The organism is Janthinobacterium sp. HH106 (assembly GCF_001758725.1).
Classification (GTDB): domain Bacteria; phylum Pseudomonadota; class Gammaproteobacteria; order Burkholderiales; family Burkholderiaceae_D; genus Janthinobacterium.
Window position 1 is genome coordinate 47,297 of the sequence record NZ_LRIC01000069.1, and the last position, 17,495, is coordinate 64,791.

The window sequence follows — 17,495 nt, forward strand, 5'->3', positions numbered from 1 at the left end:
GCCGTATTTGCATGGGTGTCCCTGGTAATGATGAGCCGTTTGCACCTGCCGCACGGGAGCGGGGCATGTCATCGTGCCGTCATGGGCGGGCGCTATCGTGGCGGCAGCACCACTTTTAAAGGTTTTCCCACATGCTGCCATTGCACCGTAACAGCCTGATTGCCGCCGCACTGGCCTTGCCCCTGTTCTTGTTCCTGTACGCCACATTGGGCCACGTTAAACCGTTTGCCGTCTGGAAGTGGATGGATATCGTCTGCGAAGGCGGCACGGCCGTCATGGCGGGCATCTGGTTTTTGTTTACCCTCAGCAGCCGGCCGCGTGGACGGGTGACGAGCCTGATCGCCGGCGGCCTGTGCGCCATCATGCTGGGGTCCTGGGCCGATTGCCTCGATGAATTCTTCGCCATCGACAAGCAGGAAGTATGGGATAACTGGCTGGAAGCCTTGATCCCGTTCGGCATGCTGGTGCTGACGATCGGCATGTATTACTGGCGCCAGGAACAGTTCCGCCTGAACGAGCATCTGCAAAAGCGCGAACGCCTGTTCCGCGACCACCGCGCCTTCGACCGCATCACGCAGCTGGCCGACGCCAGCTACCTGCGCACGCAGATGCGCCTGGAGCAGGAACGCCGGCCCGGCCTCGATTGCGCGCTGGTCTTGCTCGACATCGACAGCTTTCACCTGATTAACCGCGAATACGGCCACCGCGAAGGCGACCGCGTGCTGCAAGCCGTGGGCCACATGCTGCTGTTGAACTTGCGCAATGACGATCTGCTGTGCCGCTATGCGGGCGACCGCTTCGCCGTGCTGATGCCGGGCGTGTCGCGCGAGGATGCGGCCGTGCGGGCACGCCACCTGTGCGTCATGGTGGGGCAGATGCGCCACCACACCAACGACAACCGCGAAATCCGCCTGAGCCTGCGGCATGCGTGCTCTCTCACCGATGGCGTGCCGGAAGTGGTGTTGGCCGAGCTGAGCCGGGCCGTGGAAACGCCGGGCCGCAGCGCCAGTCCCAGGGCCGGCAGCGCCGCGCCTGCCTGATGCCGCTGATTCAGCAGGGCGACCCCGGCATCGCGGCCCATCACCAGCCGGCGCTGGTGCTTGACTACGCGCGCAGCCGCGACCTGGCCACGGCGCCGCTGCTCAAGGGCACGGGCCTCGATGGCGGCGCGCTGCCGTCCGCGGAAAGCCAGGTGAGCGCCGCGCAATACCTGCAATTGCTGGCCAACGTGGCGCGTGGTCTCGACAGTGCCGACACCAGCTTCATGCTGGGCCAGCAAATGCTGCCCGGCCATTACGGCGCCGCCAGCCATGCCTTGCTGCAGGCGCAGAATCTGCGCCAGGCCTTGACCATCCTGTCCGATTTTCATACCTTGCTGTGTCCGCTGCTGCAGCCGCGCTTGCGCGAGACCGGCGACATGCACGTGCTGTACTGGGTCGATGCATTCGGCGCGCCCAGCCAGCTGCCTTTTTTGGTGGAAATGCACATGACGGCGCTGGCGGCCATGTGCCGCTGGCTGGCGGGAGAGTCCTTGCCATGGCGCTTCTGTTTCAACCGCGCGCGGCCCCGCCACGTGGAGCAGCACGAGGTGCACCTGGGCCAGGCGCTGCGTTTCGATTGCCAGGTGGACGCCATGCTCATCGATTCGAGCTGGCTCGACAAGCCCTGGCCGCGCGGCAATGCCACGGCGGCCGCGCTGGCCTTGCGCGCGGCGGCCCTGGCGCCCGTGCCGGCAGCCAGCCTGCTCGGTGCGCTGTACGACTACCTGCTGCTCAATATCCGCTGCGCACCGACCCTGGAGCGCACGGCGCAGGAATTCGGCGTCAGTCCCGCCACCCTGAAACGCCATTTGGCGCGCCATGGCACGCATTTCCAGGCCGAGCTCGATCAGGTGCGCGCACACAAGGCCATCTACCTGTTCCAGGCGCATGGCTACGACAACGATGCCGTGGCCGCCTACCTCGGCTTTCATGATGCCACCAACTTCCGCCGCTCGTTCAAACGGTGGACGGGGCAAACGCCGCAATTATTGCGTCACGCGCTGGCTCTGTTCGTGGCTGGATGATCGCCGGCGTTGCGCGCCGGCGCCACGCAAGGTCGTTCCTGAGGGAACAATTGCCCGTTCTGCTACATCCATAGTACACTCGATCAGAGAGCGGACAGACGCGCTTTGAGGCGCTCCGGTACGGCGTCACGCGACGCCGCAATACCGCCATCACGATGGCGGGCCGGCGGCAGACAACCGGCGTGCCGTGCCTTAACCCAGCCTGGAAACTGGCGTCACCAGTGTGGTGCGCCGGAAACCGGGCAACTTGATAATGCTCAATCGTGTATTCACAATCGCAGATCGATCCAGTCGTCAGTTTCCGCAACACCCAGGGTGAGGCGGTGCGCGGCACGATTTTCAACTTGCAGCGCAATTCGCTGGTCATGGAAATCTATAATCCATACTCGATTGTGCAGGTCAGCGAGGTGCTCAATGACGTGACGGTGCGCATGGGGGCGAAGAACGCCTACGTGGGCAAGGCCGTCGTCATCAGCAGCGTCAACACGGGCCTGACCGCCATCGTTTCCGTGACCCTGATCGACGAGTGGCGCGAATTGAGCGATGTGGTCGTCGTCAAGGGCGCCGTGTTGAAAGAGTCGAGCGCCTTTGTCGCCGGCTGGGGCGAGCGCTTCCGCATCCGCCGCGACTACCAGATCGTCGTCAACGAAATGCGCGCCTTCCTGTCGGAAGTGGCGCGCTGGGTCGAGCAGGTCGACTTGTCCGACTCGCTGCCCAAGGAAAACGGCCGCCTGCGTCCCGACATCTTCGACGAGCTGGCCTTGCCGCTGATGGAGCAAACCCAGCTGTACTTGCGCCAGCTCGAGGTGGAAGCGTCGCTGGTCGAGGAAGAGCGGGCGCCGGCCCACCGCGCCTTTGCCCAGGCGGCGCTGCACCCGCTGATCCTGCGCGCGCCCTTCGTCTTCCGCACGTTTACCAAGCCGCTTGGCTATGCGGGCGACTACCAGATGGTCAACCAGCTGCTGGACGATCCGCGCCAGGGCCCGAGCACGTATTTTCAGATCGTCAATGCGGCCTTCCTGCAGGCGGCCGTGGCGACGGCACACCGCAACCGCATCGATATCCTGACGGAATTCCTGTCGCAAAAGGCGGCCGCGGCGCGCGCCGCCGGGCGTGTGTATAAAGTGCTCAACGTGGGCTGCGGCCCGGCCATCGAGGTGCAGCGTTTTCTGGAAACGTGCCCCGATGCGCAATGGCTGGCCTTCGAGCTGGTCGACTTCAGCAGCGAGACGCTGGACTGGACGCGCGCGCGCCTGACCACCATCATGCAGCGCACGGGGCGTGTGGTCGAGATCGATTATGTGCACGACTCCGTGCACAACCTGCTCAAGCGCCGCCACGGTTCGGGCGCCACGGGTCTACCCGGCAGTTTCGACGCCGTGTATTGCGCCGGCCTGTTCGACTATCTGTCCGACAAGGTGTGCGCGCGCCTGCTGATGCACTTCGCCTCGCGCGTGGGGCCGGGCGGGCGGCTGCTGGTGACGAATGTGCACGCGGATAATCCGGGCAAGTTCGGCATGGAGCATTTGCTGGAGTGGCATTTGATCTATCGCAATGAAGCGGGCCTGTCGGCCTTGCTGCCGGAACATGCGACGGACCCGAAAATCTATGTCGACGCGACGGGCGTGAATGTATTTGCGGAAGTGAGCATTCCTTGATGATGGATACCCCAGGCCTGCACGCCGGCTACACGGCCGTTTTGCGCGACTTCCGCCTGGAATTCAGCCGCGGCGGGGCCTACACGGGCATCGTGCTGATCCTGCTGGGCATGGGCCTCGATTCGGCCCTGTATCCGGACAAGCAGTCGGCGTTTACCAGCGCGCGCATCGTCGTGTCCGTGCTGATCTTTTGCGTCGTGCTGGCCATGCGCACGCGCTGGGCGCAAGACCGCATCCAGGGACTGACCTTTGTCTGGCTGATCCTGCCGCAAATCATGATCGCCTGGATGATCGCCGTCACGGAAGGCGCCACCTCGATCTATTATGTGGGCATGACCCTGGCCATCTATTCATCGGGCATCGTGCTGGCCTTCGGCCTGTGGCAAAATATGGTCTTTGGCGCGATTTCCTGCCTGCTGTACGTGGCTGCGTGCGCCTGGCATGCGGGCGGTTTCGACTTGCCGAGTACGTTTGTCGTCAACTGTTTATTCCTCATCATGTCGGCCAGCATCAGCGCCGTATTTACCTATTTTAATGAACGCGCCCGCTTCATGCTGTTCCAGCTGAAGGCGGAAGTGGCGCAAAAGAACACGCAGCTGGAAGAAACGAATAAAAGCCTGGCCGATATCAAGGGACAGATGCTGCAGCAAGAGAAAATGGCCGCCATCGGCACCCTGGCCGCCGGCATGCTCCATGAAGTGAACAATCCCGTGAACTTCTGCATGATGGCCATCGAGGTGGCCATCGAAGACCCGGCCGCCAAGCAAAGCGCACTGGTCAGCGAATGCCTGGCCGACGCGAAGCAGGGCATGCTGCGCGTGCAGCACATCGTGTCCGATTTGAAAACCTTTGCCTACCGCAAGAGCGGCAACCAGCTGGAAACGGGCCACTTCCAGTTCCGCAGCGCGCTCGAGGCCGCCATCCGCCTCGTGGGCCACGAAACGAAGAACGTCAGCATCAGCCACGACTTGCCGGTCGACACCCTGGTGCGCGGCGACGAGGCGGCCATCGTGGGCGTACTGATCAATTTGCTGGGCAATGCCGTGCTGTCCATGCGCAAGGGCAATGCGCCGCCGTTCGAGATCCGCATCACGGCCCACTGGGATGACAACCGCCTGCGCATCAGCGTGCGCGACAACGGCCCCGGCATCGCCCCGGAAAACCTGGCGCGCGTGTTCGAACCGTTCTTTACCACGCGCGAAGTGGGGCAGGGCCTGGGCTTGGGCCTGAGCATCAGCTATGGCGTGATCGAGCGCCACGGCGGCACCCTCTCCGCCGAAAGCGAGCTGGGTGTATGGGCCAGCATGAATTTCGACTTGCAGCGCTCCGACTGGGAGGGCCGCTAGCATGGATAACGATAGCCGCGCCAGCGTGCTGTACGTGGACGACGAAGCGCTCGCCTGCAAGTATTTCGAGCGCGCCGTCGGCCAGCGCTACCGCGTGCTGACGGCGCAGAGCGTCGATGCTGCGCTGGCCTTGCTGAAAGACGAGGCCGGCCAGATCGACGTGCTCGTCACCGATTACCGCATGCCGGACCGCCTGGGCAGCGAATTGCTGCAGGAAGTGGCGCAGCGCTATCCGCACATCGTCTGCATGCTCGTCACCGCGTATGCGGACAAGGACGTGCTGCTCGAGCTGATCAACGGCGGCACCTTGTTCCGTTTGCTGGAAAAGCCGCTCGACCTGGCCGCCATGCAAACGGCGCTGCAGCTGGCCGTGCAGACGGGACGCGAGCGGGCCGCCCGCCGCCAGGGCCTGGTGGCGATGGAGGAGTCGCTGGCCTTTCTCGCGCATGAATTGAACACGCCGCTGGCGGCCATCGCCAATTTTGCGCGCGGCATTGCGCGCCGCGCGCAATCGGACGCCGCACCGCAGGCCGAGATCGGCGAAGCGGCCGCCTTGATGCACGACAATGCGCGTTATTGTTTGTCGGTGCTGGCCAGCTTTGTCGACACGGTGCGTCTGGCCAGCGCCGGTCCCGGCATGCAGGGCGGACGCCGCGCCGGCAGCGCGCGCCAGCTGCTGGATGCCTTGCTCGACAGCTATCCCTTGAGCACGGACCAGCGCGCCGCCATTACGGTGGAAGTGGGCGACGATTTCTCCATTGCCGAGTCGCCCAATTGCGTCGCGCTGATTTTATCGTCGGTGCTGGCGAATGCTTTGCGTTCGGCCGGCGAGCAAGCCCATCCTGCGATCGGCATCCGCATCGATGCGGGCCGCATCACGGTGCGCGACAATGGCGCCGGCATCGCCCCCGAGATCGTCACACAGCTGTTGAGCGACCCCGTCAGTGCCGGTGGCGGCGAAGGCAAGGGCTGGGGCATGGTGTTTTGCCACCGCATGATGCAGTCGTTCGGCGGCAACCTCGATATCGCCACCGAATTTGACACTTCCACCACGGTAACCCTGAATTTTCCAGTACATATAAGGAACGAGCATGATTGACGCCAATCTGCGTTTACCGGCTCAGCGTGAGCCGGCGCAAGGCTTGCCGACGATACTCTATGTCGATGACGAGGCCAACGCCCTCAAATACTTCCAGCGCGCCATCGCGCCGCTGGCCGACGTGCTGACGGCCACTTCGGTCGAGGAAGGCAAGCGCATACTCGACGAGCAGGCCGACCGCATCGCCGTGCTGGTGTCCGACCAGCGCATGCCTGGCGCCTACGGCAACGAGCTGCTGTCGTATTGCTGGGATCGCCATCCGCACATCGTGCGCATACTCACCACCGCGTATTCCGAGCTCGAGCACACGGTGGAAGCCGTCAACCAGGGGCAGATCCACCGCTACATCCAGAAGCCGTGGGATATCGCGGCGTTGCGCATGGAACTCAAGCAGGCGCTGGAACTGGCGCGCTTGCGCAATGAACACGCCCAGTTGCTGCGCGAAAAGCTGATGGTGCGCCAGCGGCAAGCCGTCGCCAACCGCATCGGCACCCTGTACGCCTTGTGCGCCAGCCTGGCCGGTCCGGAACAGCAGCTGCCTGTGGAAGCGTATCTGTCGGCGGCCCTGACGGCCGGCGTCACGCCGCCCGAGCCGGACTGGCTGCTGATGGATTATGCCGACCTGGTCAGTTCGGAAGCCTTCCGCGGCACGGCCTTTGCCGCCGCCGTGCGCCAGCAGCTCGACACGCTCGAGCGCGAGCATCCGGGGCGTGGCGTGGAGCAGGCGATCGACATGCTGCTGCCCGTGTTTGGCGCGGCGCTGCAAAACCAGGGCGGCACGGCACTGTTTCTCGATGGCCGGCTGCTGACGGAATTTCTGGAAACGCCGACCACGGCGCCCGTCTCGCCCATTCACTCGTTCTGGCTGGCCAGCTTGTTGTGGCTGGCGCGGCGCGGCTGGTCCCTGCAGCTGAGCAAGACGGAACTGGGCTTGCAGGGCAAGGTGGTGCAGGCCGAGCCGGCGCTCACGCCGGACCACCTGGCCGCCTGGATCGAGCAATTCTGACGGGGCCCGCAAGGGGGAGCGCCAAATAAAACAGGGCCGCACGGGCCCTGTTGTCATGTGCTGCGAGCAGGCTTAGCGTTCCGCAGCCGCCTTCAGGTTGTTCAAGCCTTTTTCAAAATCCTTGCCGATCATCCTGTCCATGCTGACGAAGACCGTCATGACCTTGCTGACGTAAGGGCTGGGGCCGGTCATGGTCCAGTTCACCTTGGTGCCGTCGCCCTCGGGAGTCATGGTAAAGGTGGTGGTGTTGTGGCTTTCAAACGGCTTGAGGAAGTCCAGCTTGATGACGGTGCGTTCGGGCTGGGCCGCCTCCGTGATTTCCATGCGCCCGGCGCCCACCTTGTCATTGCCTTGCCATGCATACTGCGCGCCCAGGCCATTGGCCGGGCCTGTAAACGTGCGGCGCATGGCCGGATCGAGCTTTTCCCACGGCGACCAGGCGGCCCAGTAATGGAAGTCCGTGATCAGGGCGGCGATTTTCTCGGGCGGGGCCTTGATGGTGATTTCGCGCTGGACACTGAAGGTGTCGGGCTTGGTGGTGGCATAGCCGAGGATGGCGGCGACGACGACAACGATCAGCAGCAGGGTTTTTTTGATCATATGCTCTCCAAATCTTGAATGGTCGATGCGAACGAATCAAGGCAATCTTAGCAGATATGAATGGCCGTGCGCGGCCTGTTGGCCTTTATTTGCGCTGGCTTTGCGCAGGGCCGCTTGCACGCCTGCGCGCACGCCAGGCTAGTGCCGGTTTGTGGCGAGGGCCGCCGTCCGCTAGAATGCTGGCCTGCAAAGATTTCAAAGGGAAATATGATTCAAGGAACGATCGCCAGGCTGACCCTGGCGTGCGGCGTGCTGGCTTCCGCCTTTGCCGCGAACCTGGCGCATGCCGATGCCTGTCCCGCCCATTACGTCGATGGCCGCAAGCCGGAAATCACCAACCCCAAGCTGGACGTGGCAACCAAAGAGCTGTGCTACAACGTGTTTGGCGTCATGCACTCGGGTATCACGCGCACGCCGCTGTGGTCGGCAGAGCACTTGACGGCCAACAATCTGGAAGCGGCGCAGGATTTGTCGCGCGAAAACTCCTTTCACCCTGAACGCAAGCTGCCCGCCGCCCAGCGCGCCGAATTGGCCGACTACGCGCGCAGCGGCTTCGACCGTGGCCACATGGCGCCCAACGGCGACATGCCGGACCGCCAGAGCCAGCGCGACAGCTTTACCTTGGCTAACATGGTGCCGCAAGACGCGCGCAACAACCGCTATGTGTGGGCCGGCATCGAAGGCGCCGTGCGCAAGATGGCGAAGAAAGAGGGCGACCTGTACGTGATCACGGGGCCGGCTTTTATCGGCGGCAACCTGCGCAAGGTGGGAAGAGTCATTGTGCCCAGTCATCTGTACAAGGCCGTGTACAGCCCGCGCCAGCGCGCCGGCGCCGCCTACTTCATTGAAAACGTCGATACCAAGACGTATGAAGTGCTGAGCATTGCGCAACTGGAAGACAGGATAGGCATCGATCTGTTACCGTCGCTGACGCGCCAGCAGAAACTACGCATGCTGAGTTTGCCCAAGGTGAAGAGCAAGTCCAAGAAATAACAAGACCGTCAAAAAGGAAATCCCATGTGCGCAAAAAAATTCGTCCCGTATGCCAATGAAAGCGATGTGCTGGAAATTGGCAGCCTGACCATCGAAAACCGTATCGACCGCATCAGCATCAGCGGCGACATCGACCTGACCCTGGACAAGCCGGGCCTGGCGCTGGCCAAGCAGCTGCAAAAACTGCTGGCCGACGTGGTGGCGCAGCTGGAAAAGCAGGAACTGCCCGACCAGCTGCCGCCGCCCGAGGTGACGTCGGTGGCCAATCCCTTCGAGTGAGTTGGCCATGGCCGGGCCGCTTTAGTATCGTCAGGCCAGGCCGGGAAGCCGTTTGAGTTCGGCCAGCAGCAAATCCCAATGCCAGATTTGCTCTGGAATATGCAATGCGCCGCCCGGCCCCGGGCGCAGCATAACTTCGGTTGCCACGCCATTTGCCATGAGCTCGCGTTGCGCCCACTGCATCACGCGACGCTGGCCAGTCAGCCAGCTGCGATGTTCAGGCGACAGCAGCGCCAGGGCGTGGGGCAAGCGACAAGCTAGGGTTTGCCGCAGGCGGACGACTGCTGCTTTGTCTGATCGCTCAAAGGCAGGTTCAAGCACGTAAGCTTGGCCGGCCGCGTCGCGGACGTCATATTTATCCTGCAGGTAGTGACTGACACGGTTTCCGCTCACAACGGTCTCGATCTTGCCTGACAGGACGTCAAGCAAGAATGCATTGACGCCGACGTAGCAATACTCGCTGCGGCCATGTACCACATATGCCTCTGAATTGGCACGGATGATCCAGTAGTCGCCGCGTTCGGACAGGACGCAACACTGGATCGCGTGCTTCATGTAGTGCGGCGACTGCGTGTCGCCTTCGCAGAACTGCAATATCATCGCTTGTGCAGCGTCAGCGCTGATCATCATTTCCGCGCACCCCGTGACCACTGCAGATAATGCAGGGCAATTGCGATGCAGCTCATGCCGATGGCCCAGTTCCGCATTTGCCACAGCGATGGCCCAATTTGAACGGCGTACGGTGAGATATATTTATAGAAAAACATCTGCGCCAGGTACAGGGCGAATGCGATGGACAGGATGCTGGCCCTGGCCAGGCGTCCCGGTGTGTTGCCCACCCACTCCGCGATCAAAATGACCGGCAAGGCAATAAAGATCAGCTTGTCGCGATGCAGGCTTGCCGGATAGATCTCTGTAATGCCCAGTACAATCGCATTGAGGCACCAGTAAGCATAGACGGCAGCGATGATGTAGAGGTAGGCGCCGATGCGCCGCCGGCCGCCAGGGCTGGGGCGGGGCAGTTTCGCTGATGCAAAGTAGAGCCGGGCATCCTCACGGTACAGCAGGTAGAGGAAGGTCGCGAATGCCGGTACGGCGAACAGCAGTCGCAGGGCGAGGCTGCCCTGTGCCGGCGATTCGATGGCGATCATCACCCCTATGCCGATCATGCCCGCAATGACGTAGGCCATGCGCGCCCACCGTTGCGCGCGGAGCAGGCCAATCGCAATGAAAAAGTCGGCATAGCCAGATGCTTCAAGTAACTGCAGCGCACCGGACGCCGTGTGGCGGCCGAACAGCAGGAAATAAATGACCGCGCCGCCCGCGTTCATGAGTAACAGATAGGCAGTCACCGTGACGGCTGCAGGACGCGGGCGTCTCGCCTGGCTGCTGTCGGGCATGGTCGGCGGGAGCGTTTCTGCTCGTGGGGAATCTACTACTTCGGATGTCATGAGGAATATATGTGCTATGAATTTGCTACGGCAAAGTGAGCGGCAGGCGCCCGTGCGGAACGGAACCCCATCCGACGGTCTGCATCGGATGGGGTTGATGCTGCGCCGGCTTACTTCGCAAACGCCTGCGCCGCCGGCGTCACGGTGACGGCCTCCGGCTTGATGTTCAGCTGCATCGCGCCGATGACCTTGTCTTCATCGAGCAGGGCCTGCGGCTTGTTGCCGTCATACTTGATGGGAGAAAACGCGTCGCTGACGAGCTTTTCCTTCAGGCCGGCCGCATCCTTGGCAACGATCACCACGGACAGGTTCTTCGCCGACAGATGCTGTTTGATGGCGCGGTTGACGTCTTGCACCGTCAGTTTCGACAAGCCGTCACGCATCAGCTTGGTGAACTCGGGCGTGCCATACCATTGCGAATCGAGCGCGTAACCGAGCTGCTGGTCTTGCGTCGACGTCATGACGAAGACGTTCTTCATCAGGTAGTCGCGCGTGGTGGCAAAATCGTCCTGCGTCAGGCCGTTGTTGACGAGCTTGCCCAATTCCGTCAGGGCCACGCGCAGGGCGAAGTGGGCGTTGTCCGGCGCCACGGGGCGGATCCAGATTTCGAACAGCTGCGCCTTGCGGCCTAGGTTCGGATTCGGGAAGAACTGATACATGCCGCGCGGGAAAGCTTCGATGTACGCGTAATCGCCGTAGTTCATGCCGCGGATTTCACGGATGCGCTGGTACAGGTAGGAATTCGAGGCGCGGTGCTCGCCCAGCCACGTTTTCGCCAGCCACAGGGCGGGGAAGTCCGGGTGCGTGCGCGTCACCTCCAGCGGCAGGCCGAACGAGATGGCCGTGGCGCGCGTGTTTTTCTCGATGATTTCCACTTCCAGTCCCTGCGCCTTGCGGCCCGCGGGCTTGACCGTGGCCGGCAAGCCGGGGCCGGCCGGCAGCTTGCCCAGCGCCTGTGTCAGCGAGGCCGTCATGGCGTCGGACACGTCGCCGGAAAGGCCTACCTTGACGGCACCCTGCGCATACGCCGTCTGCCAGAACTGTTTGACGTCGTCGAGCGTGATGGCGTCGATGCCGGCGACCGTGCCCAGTACGGGATGGCCGTACGGCGTGCCCGCGTAGACGTTCGTTTGCAGCCGCTCCTTGGCGAATTCCTCTTCGTTGTTGTCCTTCAGGTCCAGCAGCAGCGCATTTTTTTGCGCATCCTTCAGGCGGCGGAAGTCGTCGTCGCGGAAGCCGGGCGAGAGCAGCAGGGGCAGGGCGATGGCGTTGAACTGGGTCCAGTTATCCTTGTGGATGGAACCCGTAAACGTCGTCATTTCCTTGTCCGTCTGCTGGCTGAAACTGCCGGCGAGCGGGAACAGGGCTTGGTTGACTTCGTCGATCTTGCGCTCGGACGAGCCGCCCGACGCCACCATGGCGGCCGTCAGCGCGGCCAGGCCTTCCTTGCCTTGCGGGTCTTGCGCGGAACCGGCCATAAACAGCAGCTTGTAGCGGATTTGCGGCAGCGCGGACTTTTGCACCAGCACGTCGAATTTCACGTTCGAGGCGGCCGGCAGCAGGCTGGCCAGCTTTGGCGTGGTGGCGATGGCGGCCGCCATCGGCTGGTGCGACAGGGTGGTCACCACCAGGCCCTCGTCCGTCAGGTATTTGCGCGCGGCCGCCTGCAGGTCGGCTGGCGTGAGCGTGTCGATCAGGCGGTAGTACTGGTTGATGGTGGCATACGAGCGGTCGAAATGCACGAAGGACGCCAGGGTGCCGGCGATCTGCTCCGTATTGTCGAGGGAGCGGATCAAGCCGTATTTTTCGGCCGATTTGGCGTCCGCCAGGTCTTTTTCGCTCACCGGCGTGTCGCGCAGCTGCGCCACGGTGGCCAATATCGCGTCGCGCACGTAGACGGCGTCATCGATGTTTTTCACGCGCGCGCCCAGCACGGCCAGGGTCGGATCGACGCGGTCCGGCGTCATCTCGAACAACTGGTCGACCTTCTGTTCGTTCTGCACCAGGCGTTTATGCAGCGGCGAGGTGCGGCCGAACGACAGCGACAGCAAGGTCGCCAGCGCCGCTTGGTCCTTGTCCTTGACGGAAAACGCGGGCGCGTGGAAGCCCACGGCTACCCACGGCAGGGTCGGCGTGGGCCAGGCCACGTGCTTGTAGACGGGGCCGCGCGGCGCGGGTTCGACGGGCACGGCCGCCTGCTGCTTGCCGCGCTGCCAGCCGCTCCAGTACTTTTCCACCAGCGCGATGGCCTGCTGCGGCTCCACGTCGCCGGCGATGATGATGGTGGTGCGCTCGGGACGGTACCAGCGGTCGAAGAACAGTTTCGAGTACGCGTACTGGTTCGGCATGTCTTCGATGTCCTGGATGAAACCCATCGTCGTGTGCTTGTAGGTATGCGTCGTGTAGGCGCTGTCGCGCATCACTTCGAACAGTTTCGAGACGGGATTGGCGCTGTTCTTGTTGTATTCGCCCAGCACGGCCCGCGATTCCGTCTTGAACGCGTCTTCCGCATAGTCGAGGTGCTGGAAGCGGTCCGCCTCCACCTTCAGCACGGTTTCCAGGTCCTGCTTGGCGAACGTCGTGTGGTAATTGGTCAGGTCGTCGCTCGTATAGGCGTTCTGGCGCGCGCCGGCGCGGGTGATGACTTCCTGGTATTTCTCGGGCGGATAGGCCTTGGTGCCGCGGAACATCATGTGCTCGAAGAAATGCGCGAAGCCGGACTTGCCCGGTTCGACTTCATTGCGCGAACCTGTCTGCACGGGAATCTGCAGCGAGACCAGGTTCGGGAAGCCCGTCGGCACGACGATGATTTTCAAGCCGTTGGCCAGGGTTTTTTCCGTGGCCTTGAACGGCAGCAAATCGGCCTTGGCGGCGGTGGCGCCGTGGGCGGCGGCCGGTTTGACGGGCGCCGCACCCAGGTTCGACGCGGCCATGGCCGACAGGGCCAGGGCGAAAGCGGGTAATAAAGCAGGCATGATTCTTGACACGGGGGCTCCTTCTTTTTTGGATGTTATGAAAGTGCAACGCCGCAGCATAGAATATTCATGCCGCCGTGCATAGGGGCAAGGCGTTTTGGCATGAAGGGGCGGCCCCGTCAGGGCAGGCAAGGCGTGCCGCAGGGACAGGTGCTCAGGTCAGCGTCGTTTCCGGCAGGCTGATGCGGTTGCGGCCCAGGTGCTTGGCGCGGTACAGGGCGCAGTCGGCCGTGTGGATCAGCTGCCCCAGTTCCGTGCCGGGGCCGGGCAGGGCCGTGGCGGCGCCGATGCTGACGGTGACGCAGGCGCCGTCGGGACGCTTGCGCGGCAGCTGCAGCCGTTCCACGCGCTGGCGGATGCGTTCGGCCACGATGGCCGCGCCCTTGAGCGACTGGTTCGGCAGGATGACGGCAAATTCTTCGCCGCCGTAGCGGGCCACCAGGTCGTTCGTGCGCATTTCGCTGGCCACGGCGCCGGCCACCTTGCGCAGGCACAGGTCGCCGCCCTGGTGGCCGTGGCTGTCGTTATATTCCTTGAAATTGTCGACGTCGACCATCAGCAGCGACAGGGGCTGCTCCTGCCGCTGCGCGCGCTGCCACTCGGCCAGGATGGTGTCGTCGAAGCAACGCCGGTTGGCCAGCCCCGTCAAGCCATCGCGCGTGGCCAGGCGTTCCAGTTCCACCTGCGCGCGTTTTTCATCGGTCATGTCGCGCAGGGTTTCGACCACGGCGATCAGTTCACCGTGATTGCCATGGATGGGACTGGCATCGACGGCCAGGTAGCGCCGCCGCCCCGTGCGCGGCATGTCGCACCAGTTTTCCGCGCACAGGTTGCTGCCCGTGCCGCTGCGATATTGTTGCTGGGCATGCAGGGCGCGCATGTCGCCGCCGCGCCCGGACAGCAGCAGGTCGGCCAGGGTGGGGCGCTCGTCGTTGTAAAAGCAGCGGCCCGGCTCGCGCGCGCCCAGCACTTCGGACGCTGGCACGCCCGTCAGCTGCTCGCAGGCGCGGTTCCAGATCATCACCCTGCCATGCACATCGAGTACGAAGGTGGGCACGACCAGTAATTCCATCATCTTGACGGCGAAACCCTGGGCTTCACCATACGGTGATACGCTGGCATGTGCGTGGCTATCCGGCATGAAAGCATCCTTCTTGGGCGTGAGTGGGGGCTGGTTCGTTGGCCATGATGCAGCGTGGCGGGCCGAAGGTGTTGATATTGAGCAATATTTTCAGCGATGGGCCATCGCCTCGTCATGGCGGACCGGCAGCGGCAGCGACAGGCGCAAGGTGGTGCCGGCGCCGCTGCGGCTGTCGATGTGCAGGCTGCCGCCGGCGGCGGCCACGCGCTCATGCATGCCGGACAGGCCGCAACCGAGGCGCGGCGGCGAGCCCGGCAGCCCGATGCCGTCGTCGCGGATGCGGCATTCCACGGTGGCGCCCGCTTGCTGCAGGCACAGCCGGACATGCGTGGCGCGCGCGTGGCGGGCGATATTGGCCAGCGCTTCCTGCACCACGTGGTACAGCAAGGCGCCGTGCGCGCGGCCGGCGGCGGCATCGAGCCGGTAATCGCAGCGGCAATCGATGCCCGTGGTGCGCCGGAAGTCGGCCAGCAGCTCTTCGCATGCTGCTTGCAGCCCGGCGTCGAGGGCGGGCGGGCGCAAGTCATGGATGACGCAGCGCAGTGCAGCGATGCTGAGGTCGACATTGCGCACGATCACGGCCAGTTGCTGCGCCAGCTGGGGCGCCGTGCCATGCGTGCTGGTCTGCAGCATGGACAGGTCGATCTTCAAGGTCAGCAGATGCTGGCCCAGGTCGTCGTGGATGTCGCGCCCGATGCGCTGGCGCTCTTGTTCGCGCGCCTGCTGCTGCCCGCTGGCCAGGCGCTCCTGCTCGGCGTCCGCGCGCAGCTGTTCCAGCGCCCGCAGGCGCAGCGCCAGGCGGTGCTGGCGCCACAGCATCAGCGCCAGCGCACCGCACAGGATGGCGCAGGCCAGCATCAGGCGCAAGGGCGTGCCGGTCTGCAGTATCGGGCCGGCGGCGTAACCGGCGTGCAGGGAAGCGAGTGCGCCGGCCGCCAGGCAAGCCAGAATGCTCAGGCGACACGGCGGGCGTAGCCAGCGTTGCATCATTTTCTCGCTCCCTAAATGTTTTCCAACAGGCAATGTTCTTACAGAAAATATATTAACCTTGGGTTATTTATATTGTCTAAACGCAAAAGCTGCGCAGTTTTGCCGGCCGCTGTGGCTTTCTTGCTGCCGGATGCCGCGGCGCCAGACGGCAGGCACGGCATTTGCACGGGAAGTGTCGCGGCGGCATATAATAGAGGGTTGTCAATCGGCTTCACGCCCCCGGCCAGGTGTTTTGCGCCGGGCGCGCCCGCATCCATGCGCGATGTGCCGGCCAGCTCTTAGGAAATACAGTGACTTATAGCATCAAAGAGATTTTTTACACCCTGCAGGGCGAAGGTGCGCACGCGGGCCGTCCGGCCGTGTTTTGCCGCTTTTCCGGCTGCAATCTGTGGACGGGCCGCGAAAGCGACCGCGCCACGGCCGTGTGCCAGTTCTGCGACACGGATTTCGTCGGCACCGATGGCGAACTGGGCGGCAAGTTCAAGACGCCCGAAGAGCTGGCCGCGCTGATCGACAGCCTGTGGCCGGCCAGCTATGCGCCGAGCAAATACGTGGTGTTTACGGGCGGCGAACCGCTGCTGCAGCTGGACACGGCCCTGATCGATGCCATGCACGCGGTGGGCTTTACCATCGCCATCGAAACCAACGGCACCTTGCCCGTGCCGGCCGGCGTGGACTGGATCTGCGTCAGCCCGAAGATGGGTTCGACACTGGTCGTCCACAAGGGCAATGAGATCAAGGTCGTCATCCCCCAGTTCCAGCAAGACCTGGCCGCCTACGAAGGGCTCGACTTCGAGAACTTCTTCGTGCAGGCGATGGATGGCCCCCTGGCCGCGCACAACATGAAGCTGGCCATCGAGACGTGCAAAAGCAACCCGAAGTGGAAGCTGAGCCTGCAAACCCATAAACTCCTGCAAATACCTTAATAAAACAATATGCTGACTATCACACGCAAGCTCGAATTCGACGCGGGCCACCGCATTCCCGACCACAAAAGCCAGTGCCGCAACCTGCACGGCCATCGCTACACGGTGGAAATCACGCTGGTCGGCAAGGTCATCGAAGCGGAAGGCAATTCCGACAATGGCATGATCATGGATTTTTCCGATGTGAAAACGCTGGCCAAGCAGCACCTGGTTGACGTGTGGGACCACGCCTTCCTCGTCTACGAGAAAGACACGGCCGTGCGCGATTTCCTGGCCAGCCTGCCCGACCATAAAACCGTCGTCATCGACCGCATCCCGACCGTGGAAAACCTGGCGCGCATCGCCTTCGAGATCCTGAAAGCGGCGTTCACCGACCATTTCGGCACGGGCTTGCACCTGCATAAGCTGGTGCTGCATGAAACGCCAAATTGCTGGGCAGAAGTGACCGATGACTGAAACGCACGCTGGCGCGCAGGACGCGCGCTACATGCAGCTGGCCCTGGAGCAGGCCCAGCACGCGTGGGACCTGGGTGAAGTGCCCGTCGGCGCCGTCGTCGTCAAGGACGGGGAAGTCATCGCCGTGGGCTACAACCAGCCCATCGGCCGCCACGACCCCACGGCGCACGCGGAAGTGATGGCCTTGCGCGCCGCCGCCGAAAAGCTGGGCAACTACCGGCTGCCCGGCTGCGAGCTGTACGTGACCCTGGAGCCGTGCGTGATGTGTTCGGGCGCCATGCTGCATGCACGGCTGGCGCGCGTGGTCTACGGCGCGGGCGACCCGAAGACGGGCGCCTGCGGCTCCGTGCTGAACCTGTTCGAGCAGCCCGCGCTGAACCACCAGACGGCCATCGCAGGCGGCGTGCTGGCCGACGAGTGCGGCGCTTTTCTCAAGCGTTTCTTTGCCGAGCGCCGCCGTGCGCAGGCGGAGGCGCGCAAGCTGGCCAATCCGGCTACCTGACGCCGGGC

General features: G+C 63.5%; 17 protein-coding genes. 11 read left to right on the forward strand and 6 right to left on the reverse strand.

Features of this window, described 5'->3' with window-relative positions; genetic code table 11:
• Window positions 1-131: 131 nt before the first annotated feature.
• The 6 genes from JAB8_RS26370 to JAB8_RS26395 all read left to right on the forward strand — a co-directional run bounded on the left by JAB8_RS26370 (window position 132) and on the right by JAB8_RS26395 (window position 7,174).
• On the forward strand, window positions 132-1,040 hold the full coding sequence (locus tag JAB8_RS26370) for a GGDEF domain-containing protein (RefSeq protein ID WP_070218417.1): 909 nt from the start codon (window positions 132-134) through the stop codon (window positions 1,038-1,040).
• Window positions 1,040-2,065, forward strand: coding sequence for an AraC family transcriptional regulator (locus tag JAB8_RS26375; RefSeq protein ID WP_070292274.1), 1,026 nt, complete (start codon window positions 1,040-1,042; stop codon window positions 2,063-2,065). The genes JAB8_RS26370 and JAB8_RS26375 overlap by 1 nt, the downstream gene beginning before the upstream one ends.
• 263 nt (window positions 2,066-2,328) lie before the next feature.
• The gene (locus JAB8_RS26380) at window positions 2,329-3,723 is read left to right on the forward strand and encodes a class I SAM-dependent methyltransferase (protein ID WP_070292275.1); all 1,395 of its coding nucleotides are present in this window, start codon (window positions 2,329-2,331) and stop codon (window positions 3,721-3,723) included.
• 2 nt (window positions 3,724-3,725) lie between these two features.
• Entirely contained in the window at window positions 3,726-5,069 is a 1,344-nt protein-coding gene (locus JAB8_RS26385; protein WP_070292310.1) for a HAMP domain-containing sensor histidine kinase, read from the forward strand.
• Window position 5,070: 1 nt separating this feature from the next.
• On the forward strand, window positions 5,071-6,168 hold the full coding sequence (locus JAB8_RS26390; protein WP_070292276.1) for a hybrid sensor histidine kinase/response regulator: 1,098 nt from the start codon (window positions 5,071-5,073) through the stop codon (window positions 6,166-6,168).
• On the forward strand, window positions 6,161-7,174 hold the full coding sequence (locus tag JAB8_RS26395; RefSeq protein WP_070292277.1) for a response regulator: 1,014 nt from the start codon (window positions 6,161-6,163) through the stop codon (window positions 7,172-7,174). Before JAB8_RS26390 ends, JAB8_RS26395 begins: the two co-directional genes overlap by 8 nt.
• 72 nt (window positions 7,175-7,246) lie before the next feature.
• Here the strand turns inward: JAB8_RS26395 and JAB8_RS26400 are convergent, their stop codons facing one another.
• Window positions 7,247-7,774, reverse strand: coding sequence for an SRPBCC family protein (locus JAB8_RS26400; RefSeq protein WP_034755971.1), 528 nt, complete (start codon window positions 7,772-7,774; stop codon window positions 7,247-7,249).
• A 207-nt stretch (window positions 7,775-7,981) separates the two neighbouring features.
• Between JAB8_RS26400 and JAB8_RS26405 the strand changes: the two genes are divergently transcribed.
• Together JAB8_RS26405 and JAB8_RS26410 are read left to right on the forward strand one after the other, a co-directional pair.
• Window positions 7,982-8,767 (forward strand): DNA/RNA non-specific endonuclease, encoded by a 786-nt coding sequence (locus JAB8_RS26405; RefSeq protein WP_070292278.1) that lies wholly within the window; start codon window positions 7,982-7,984, stop codon window positions 8,765-8,767.
• A 24-nt stretch (window positions 8,768-8,791) separates the two neighbouring features.
• A complete protein-coding gene (locus JAB8_RS26410; protein ID WP_070218411.1) occupies window positions 8,792-9,046 on the forward strand; it encodes a hypothetical protein in 255 nt (84 codons plus the stop codon).
• Between the two features lie 30 nt (window positions 9,047-9,076).
• Here JAB8_RS26410 and JAB8_RS26415 read toward each other — a convergent pair whose 3' ends face one another.
• The 5 genes from JAB8_RS26415 to JAB8_RS26435 form a co-directional block, all read right to left on the reverse strand.
• On the reverse strand, window positions 9,077-9,676 hold the full coding sequence (locus JAB8_RS26415) for a hypothetical protein (protein ID WP_070292279.1): 600 nt from the start codon (window positions 9,674-9,676) through the stop codon (window positions 9,077-9,079).
• Window positions 9,673-10,446 (reverse strand): hypothetical protein, encoded by a 774-nt coding sequence (locus tag JAB8_RS26420; protein WP_139143196.1) that lies wholly within the window; start codon window positions 10,444-10,446, stop codon window positions 9,673-9,675. The genes JAB8_RS26415 and JAB8_RS26420 overlap by 4 nt, the downstream gene beginning before the upstream one ends.
• 161 nt (window positions 10,447-10,607) lie before the next feature.
• Window positions 10,608-13,472 carry a pitrilysin family protein gene (locus tag JAB8_RS26425; RefSeq protein WP_071654466.1) on the reverse strand — a complete coding sequence of 955 codons (2,865 nt, stop codon included), beginning with the start codon at window positions 13,470-13,472 and terminating at the stop codon, window positions 10,608-10,610.
• 154 nt (window positions 13,473-13,626) lie between these two features.
• Window positions 13,627-14,613, reverse strand: a complete 987-nt coding sequence (locus JAB8_RS26430; RefSeq protein WP_070218408.1) for a diguanylate cyclase — start codon at window positions 14,611-14,613, stop codon at window positions 13,627-13,629.
• 90 nt (window positions 14,614-14,703) lie between these two features.
• On the reverse strand, window positions 14,704-15,603 hold the full coding sequence (locus JAB8_RS26435; protein ID WP_070292281.1) for a sensor histidine kinase: 900 nt from the start codon (window positions 15,601-15,603) through the stop codon (window positions 14,704-14,706).
• 290 nt (window positions 15,604-15,893) lie between these two features.
• Here JAB8_RS26435 and queE point away from each other — a divergent pair, with 290 nt between their 5' ends.
• Genes queE through tadA form a run of 3 tightly spaced genes read left to right on the forward strand, consistent with a single transcriptional unit; the run spans window position 15,894 to window position 17,487 of the window.
• Window positions 15,894-16,529 (forward strand): 7-carboxy-7-deazaguanine synthase, encoded by a 636-nt coding sequence (queE, locus tag JAB8_RS26440; protein ID WP_070218406.1) that lies wholly within the window; start codon window positions 15,894-15,896, stop codon window positions 16,527-16,529.
• 9 nt (window positions 16,530-16,538) lie between these two features.
• Window positions 16,539-16,985, forward strand: a complete 447-nt coding sequence (gene queD / locus JAB8_RS26445) for a 6-carboxytetrahydropterin synthase QueD (RefSeq protein WP_035819191.1) — start codon at window positions 16,539-16,541, stop codon at window positions 16,983-16,985.
• Entirely contained in the window at window positions 16,978-17,487 is a 510-nt protein-coding gene (gene tadA / locus JAB8_RS26450) for a tRNA adenosine(34) deaminase TadA (RefSeq protein WP_070292282.1), read from the forward strand. The genes queD and tadA overlap by 8 nt, the downstream gene beginning before the upstream one ends.
• The last annotated feature ends 8 nt before the right edge of the window (window positions 17,488-17,495 follow it).

Excerpts from the sequence above, each read along its gene's own strand:
- JAB8_RS26430 (WP_070218408.1), bottom strand. The coding sequence starts at position 14,613 with ATGCCGGATAGCCACGCACATGCCAGCGTATCACCGTATGGTGAAGCC.
- JAB8_RS26385 (WP_070292310.1), top strand. The coding sequence starts at position 3,726 with ATGGATACCCCAGGCCTGCACGCCGGCTACACGGCCGTTTTGCGCGAC.
- JAB8_RS26435 (WP_070292281.1), bottom strand. The coding sequence starts at position 15,603 with ATGATGCAACGCTGGCTACGCCCGCCGTGTCGCCTGAGCATTCTGGCT.
- JAB8_RS26375 (WP_070292274.1), top strand. The coding sequence starts at position 1,040 with ATGCCGCTGATTCAGCAGGGCGACCCCGGCATCGCGGCCCATCACCAG.
- JAB8_RS26415 (WP_070292279.1), bottom strand. The coding sequence starts at position 9,676 with ATGATGATCAGCGCTGACGCTGCACAAGCGATGATATTGCAGTTCTGC.
- tadA (WP_070292282.1), top strand. The coding sequence starts at position 16,978 with ATGACTGAAACGCACGCTGGCGCGCAGGACGCGCGCTACATGCAGCTG.
- JAB8_RS26390 (WP_070292276.1), top strand. The coding sequence starts at position 5,071 with ATGGATAACGATAGCCGCGCCAGCGTGCTGTACGTGGACGACGAAGCG.
- JAB8_RS26405 (WP_070292278.1), top strand. The coding sequence starts at position 7,982 with ATGATTCAAGGAACGATCGCCAGGCTGACCCTGGCGTGCGGCGTGCTG.
- queD (WP_035819191.1), top strand. The coding sequence starts at position 16,539 with ATGCTGACTATCACACGCAAGCTCGAATTCGACGCGGGCCACCGCATT.
- JAB8_RS26420 (WP_139143196.1), bottom strand. The coding sequence starts at position 10,446 with ATGCCCGACAGCAGCCAGGCGAGACGCCCGCGTCCTGCAGCCGTCACG.
- JAB8_RS26370 (WP_070218417.1), top strand. The coding sequence starts at position 132 with ATGCTGCCATTGCACCGTAACAGCCTGATTGCCGCCGCACTGGCCTTG.
- JAB8_RS26400 (WP_034755971.1), bottom strand. The coding sequence starts at position 7,774 with ATGATCAAAAAAACCCTGCTGCTGATCGTTGTCGTCGTCGCCGCCATC.
- JAB8_RS26395 (WP_070292277.1), top strand. The coding sequence starts at position 6,161 with ATGATTGACGCCAATCTGCGTTTACCGGCTCAGCGTGAGCCGGCGCAA.
- JAB8_RS26425 (WP_071654466.1), bottom strand. The coding sequence starts at position 13,472 with ATGCCTGCTTTATTACCCGCTTTCGCCCTGGCCCTGTCGGCCATGGCC.
- JAB8_RS26410 (WP_070218411.1), top strand. The coding sequence starts at position 8,792 with ATGTGCGCAAAAAAATTCGTCCCGTATGCCAATGAAAGCGATGTGCTG.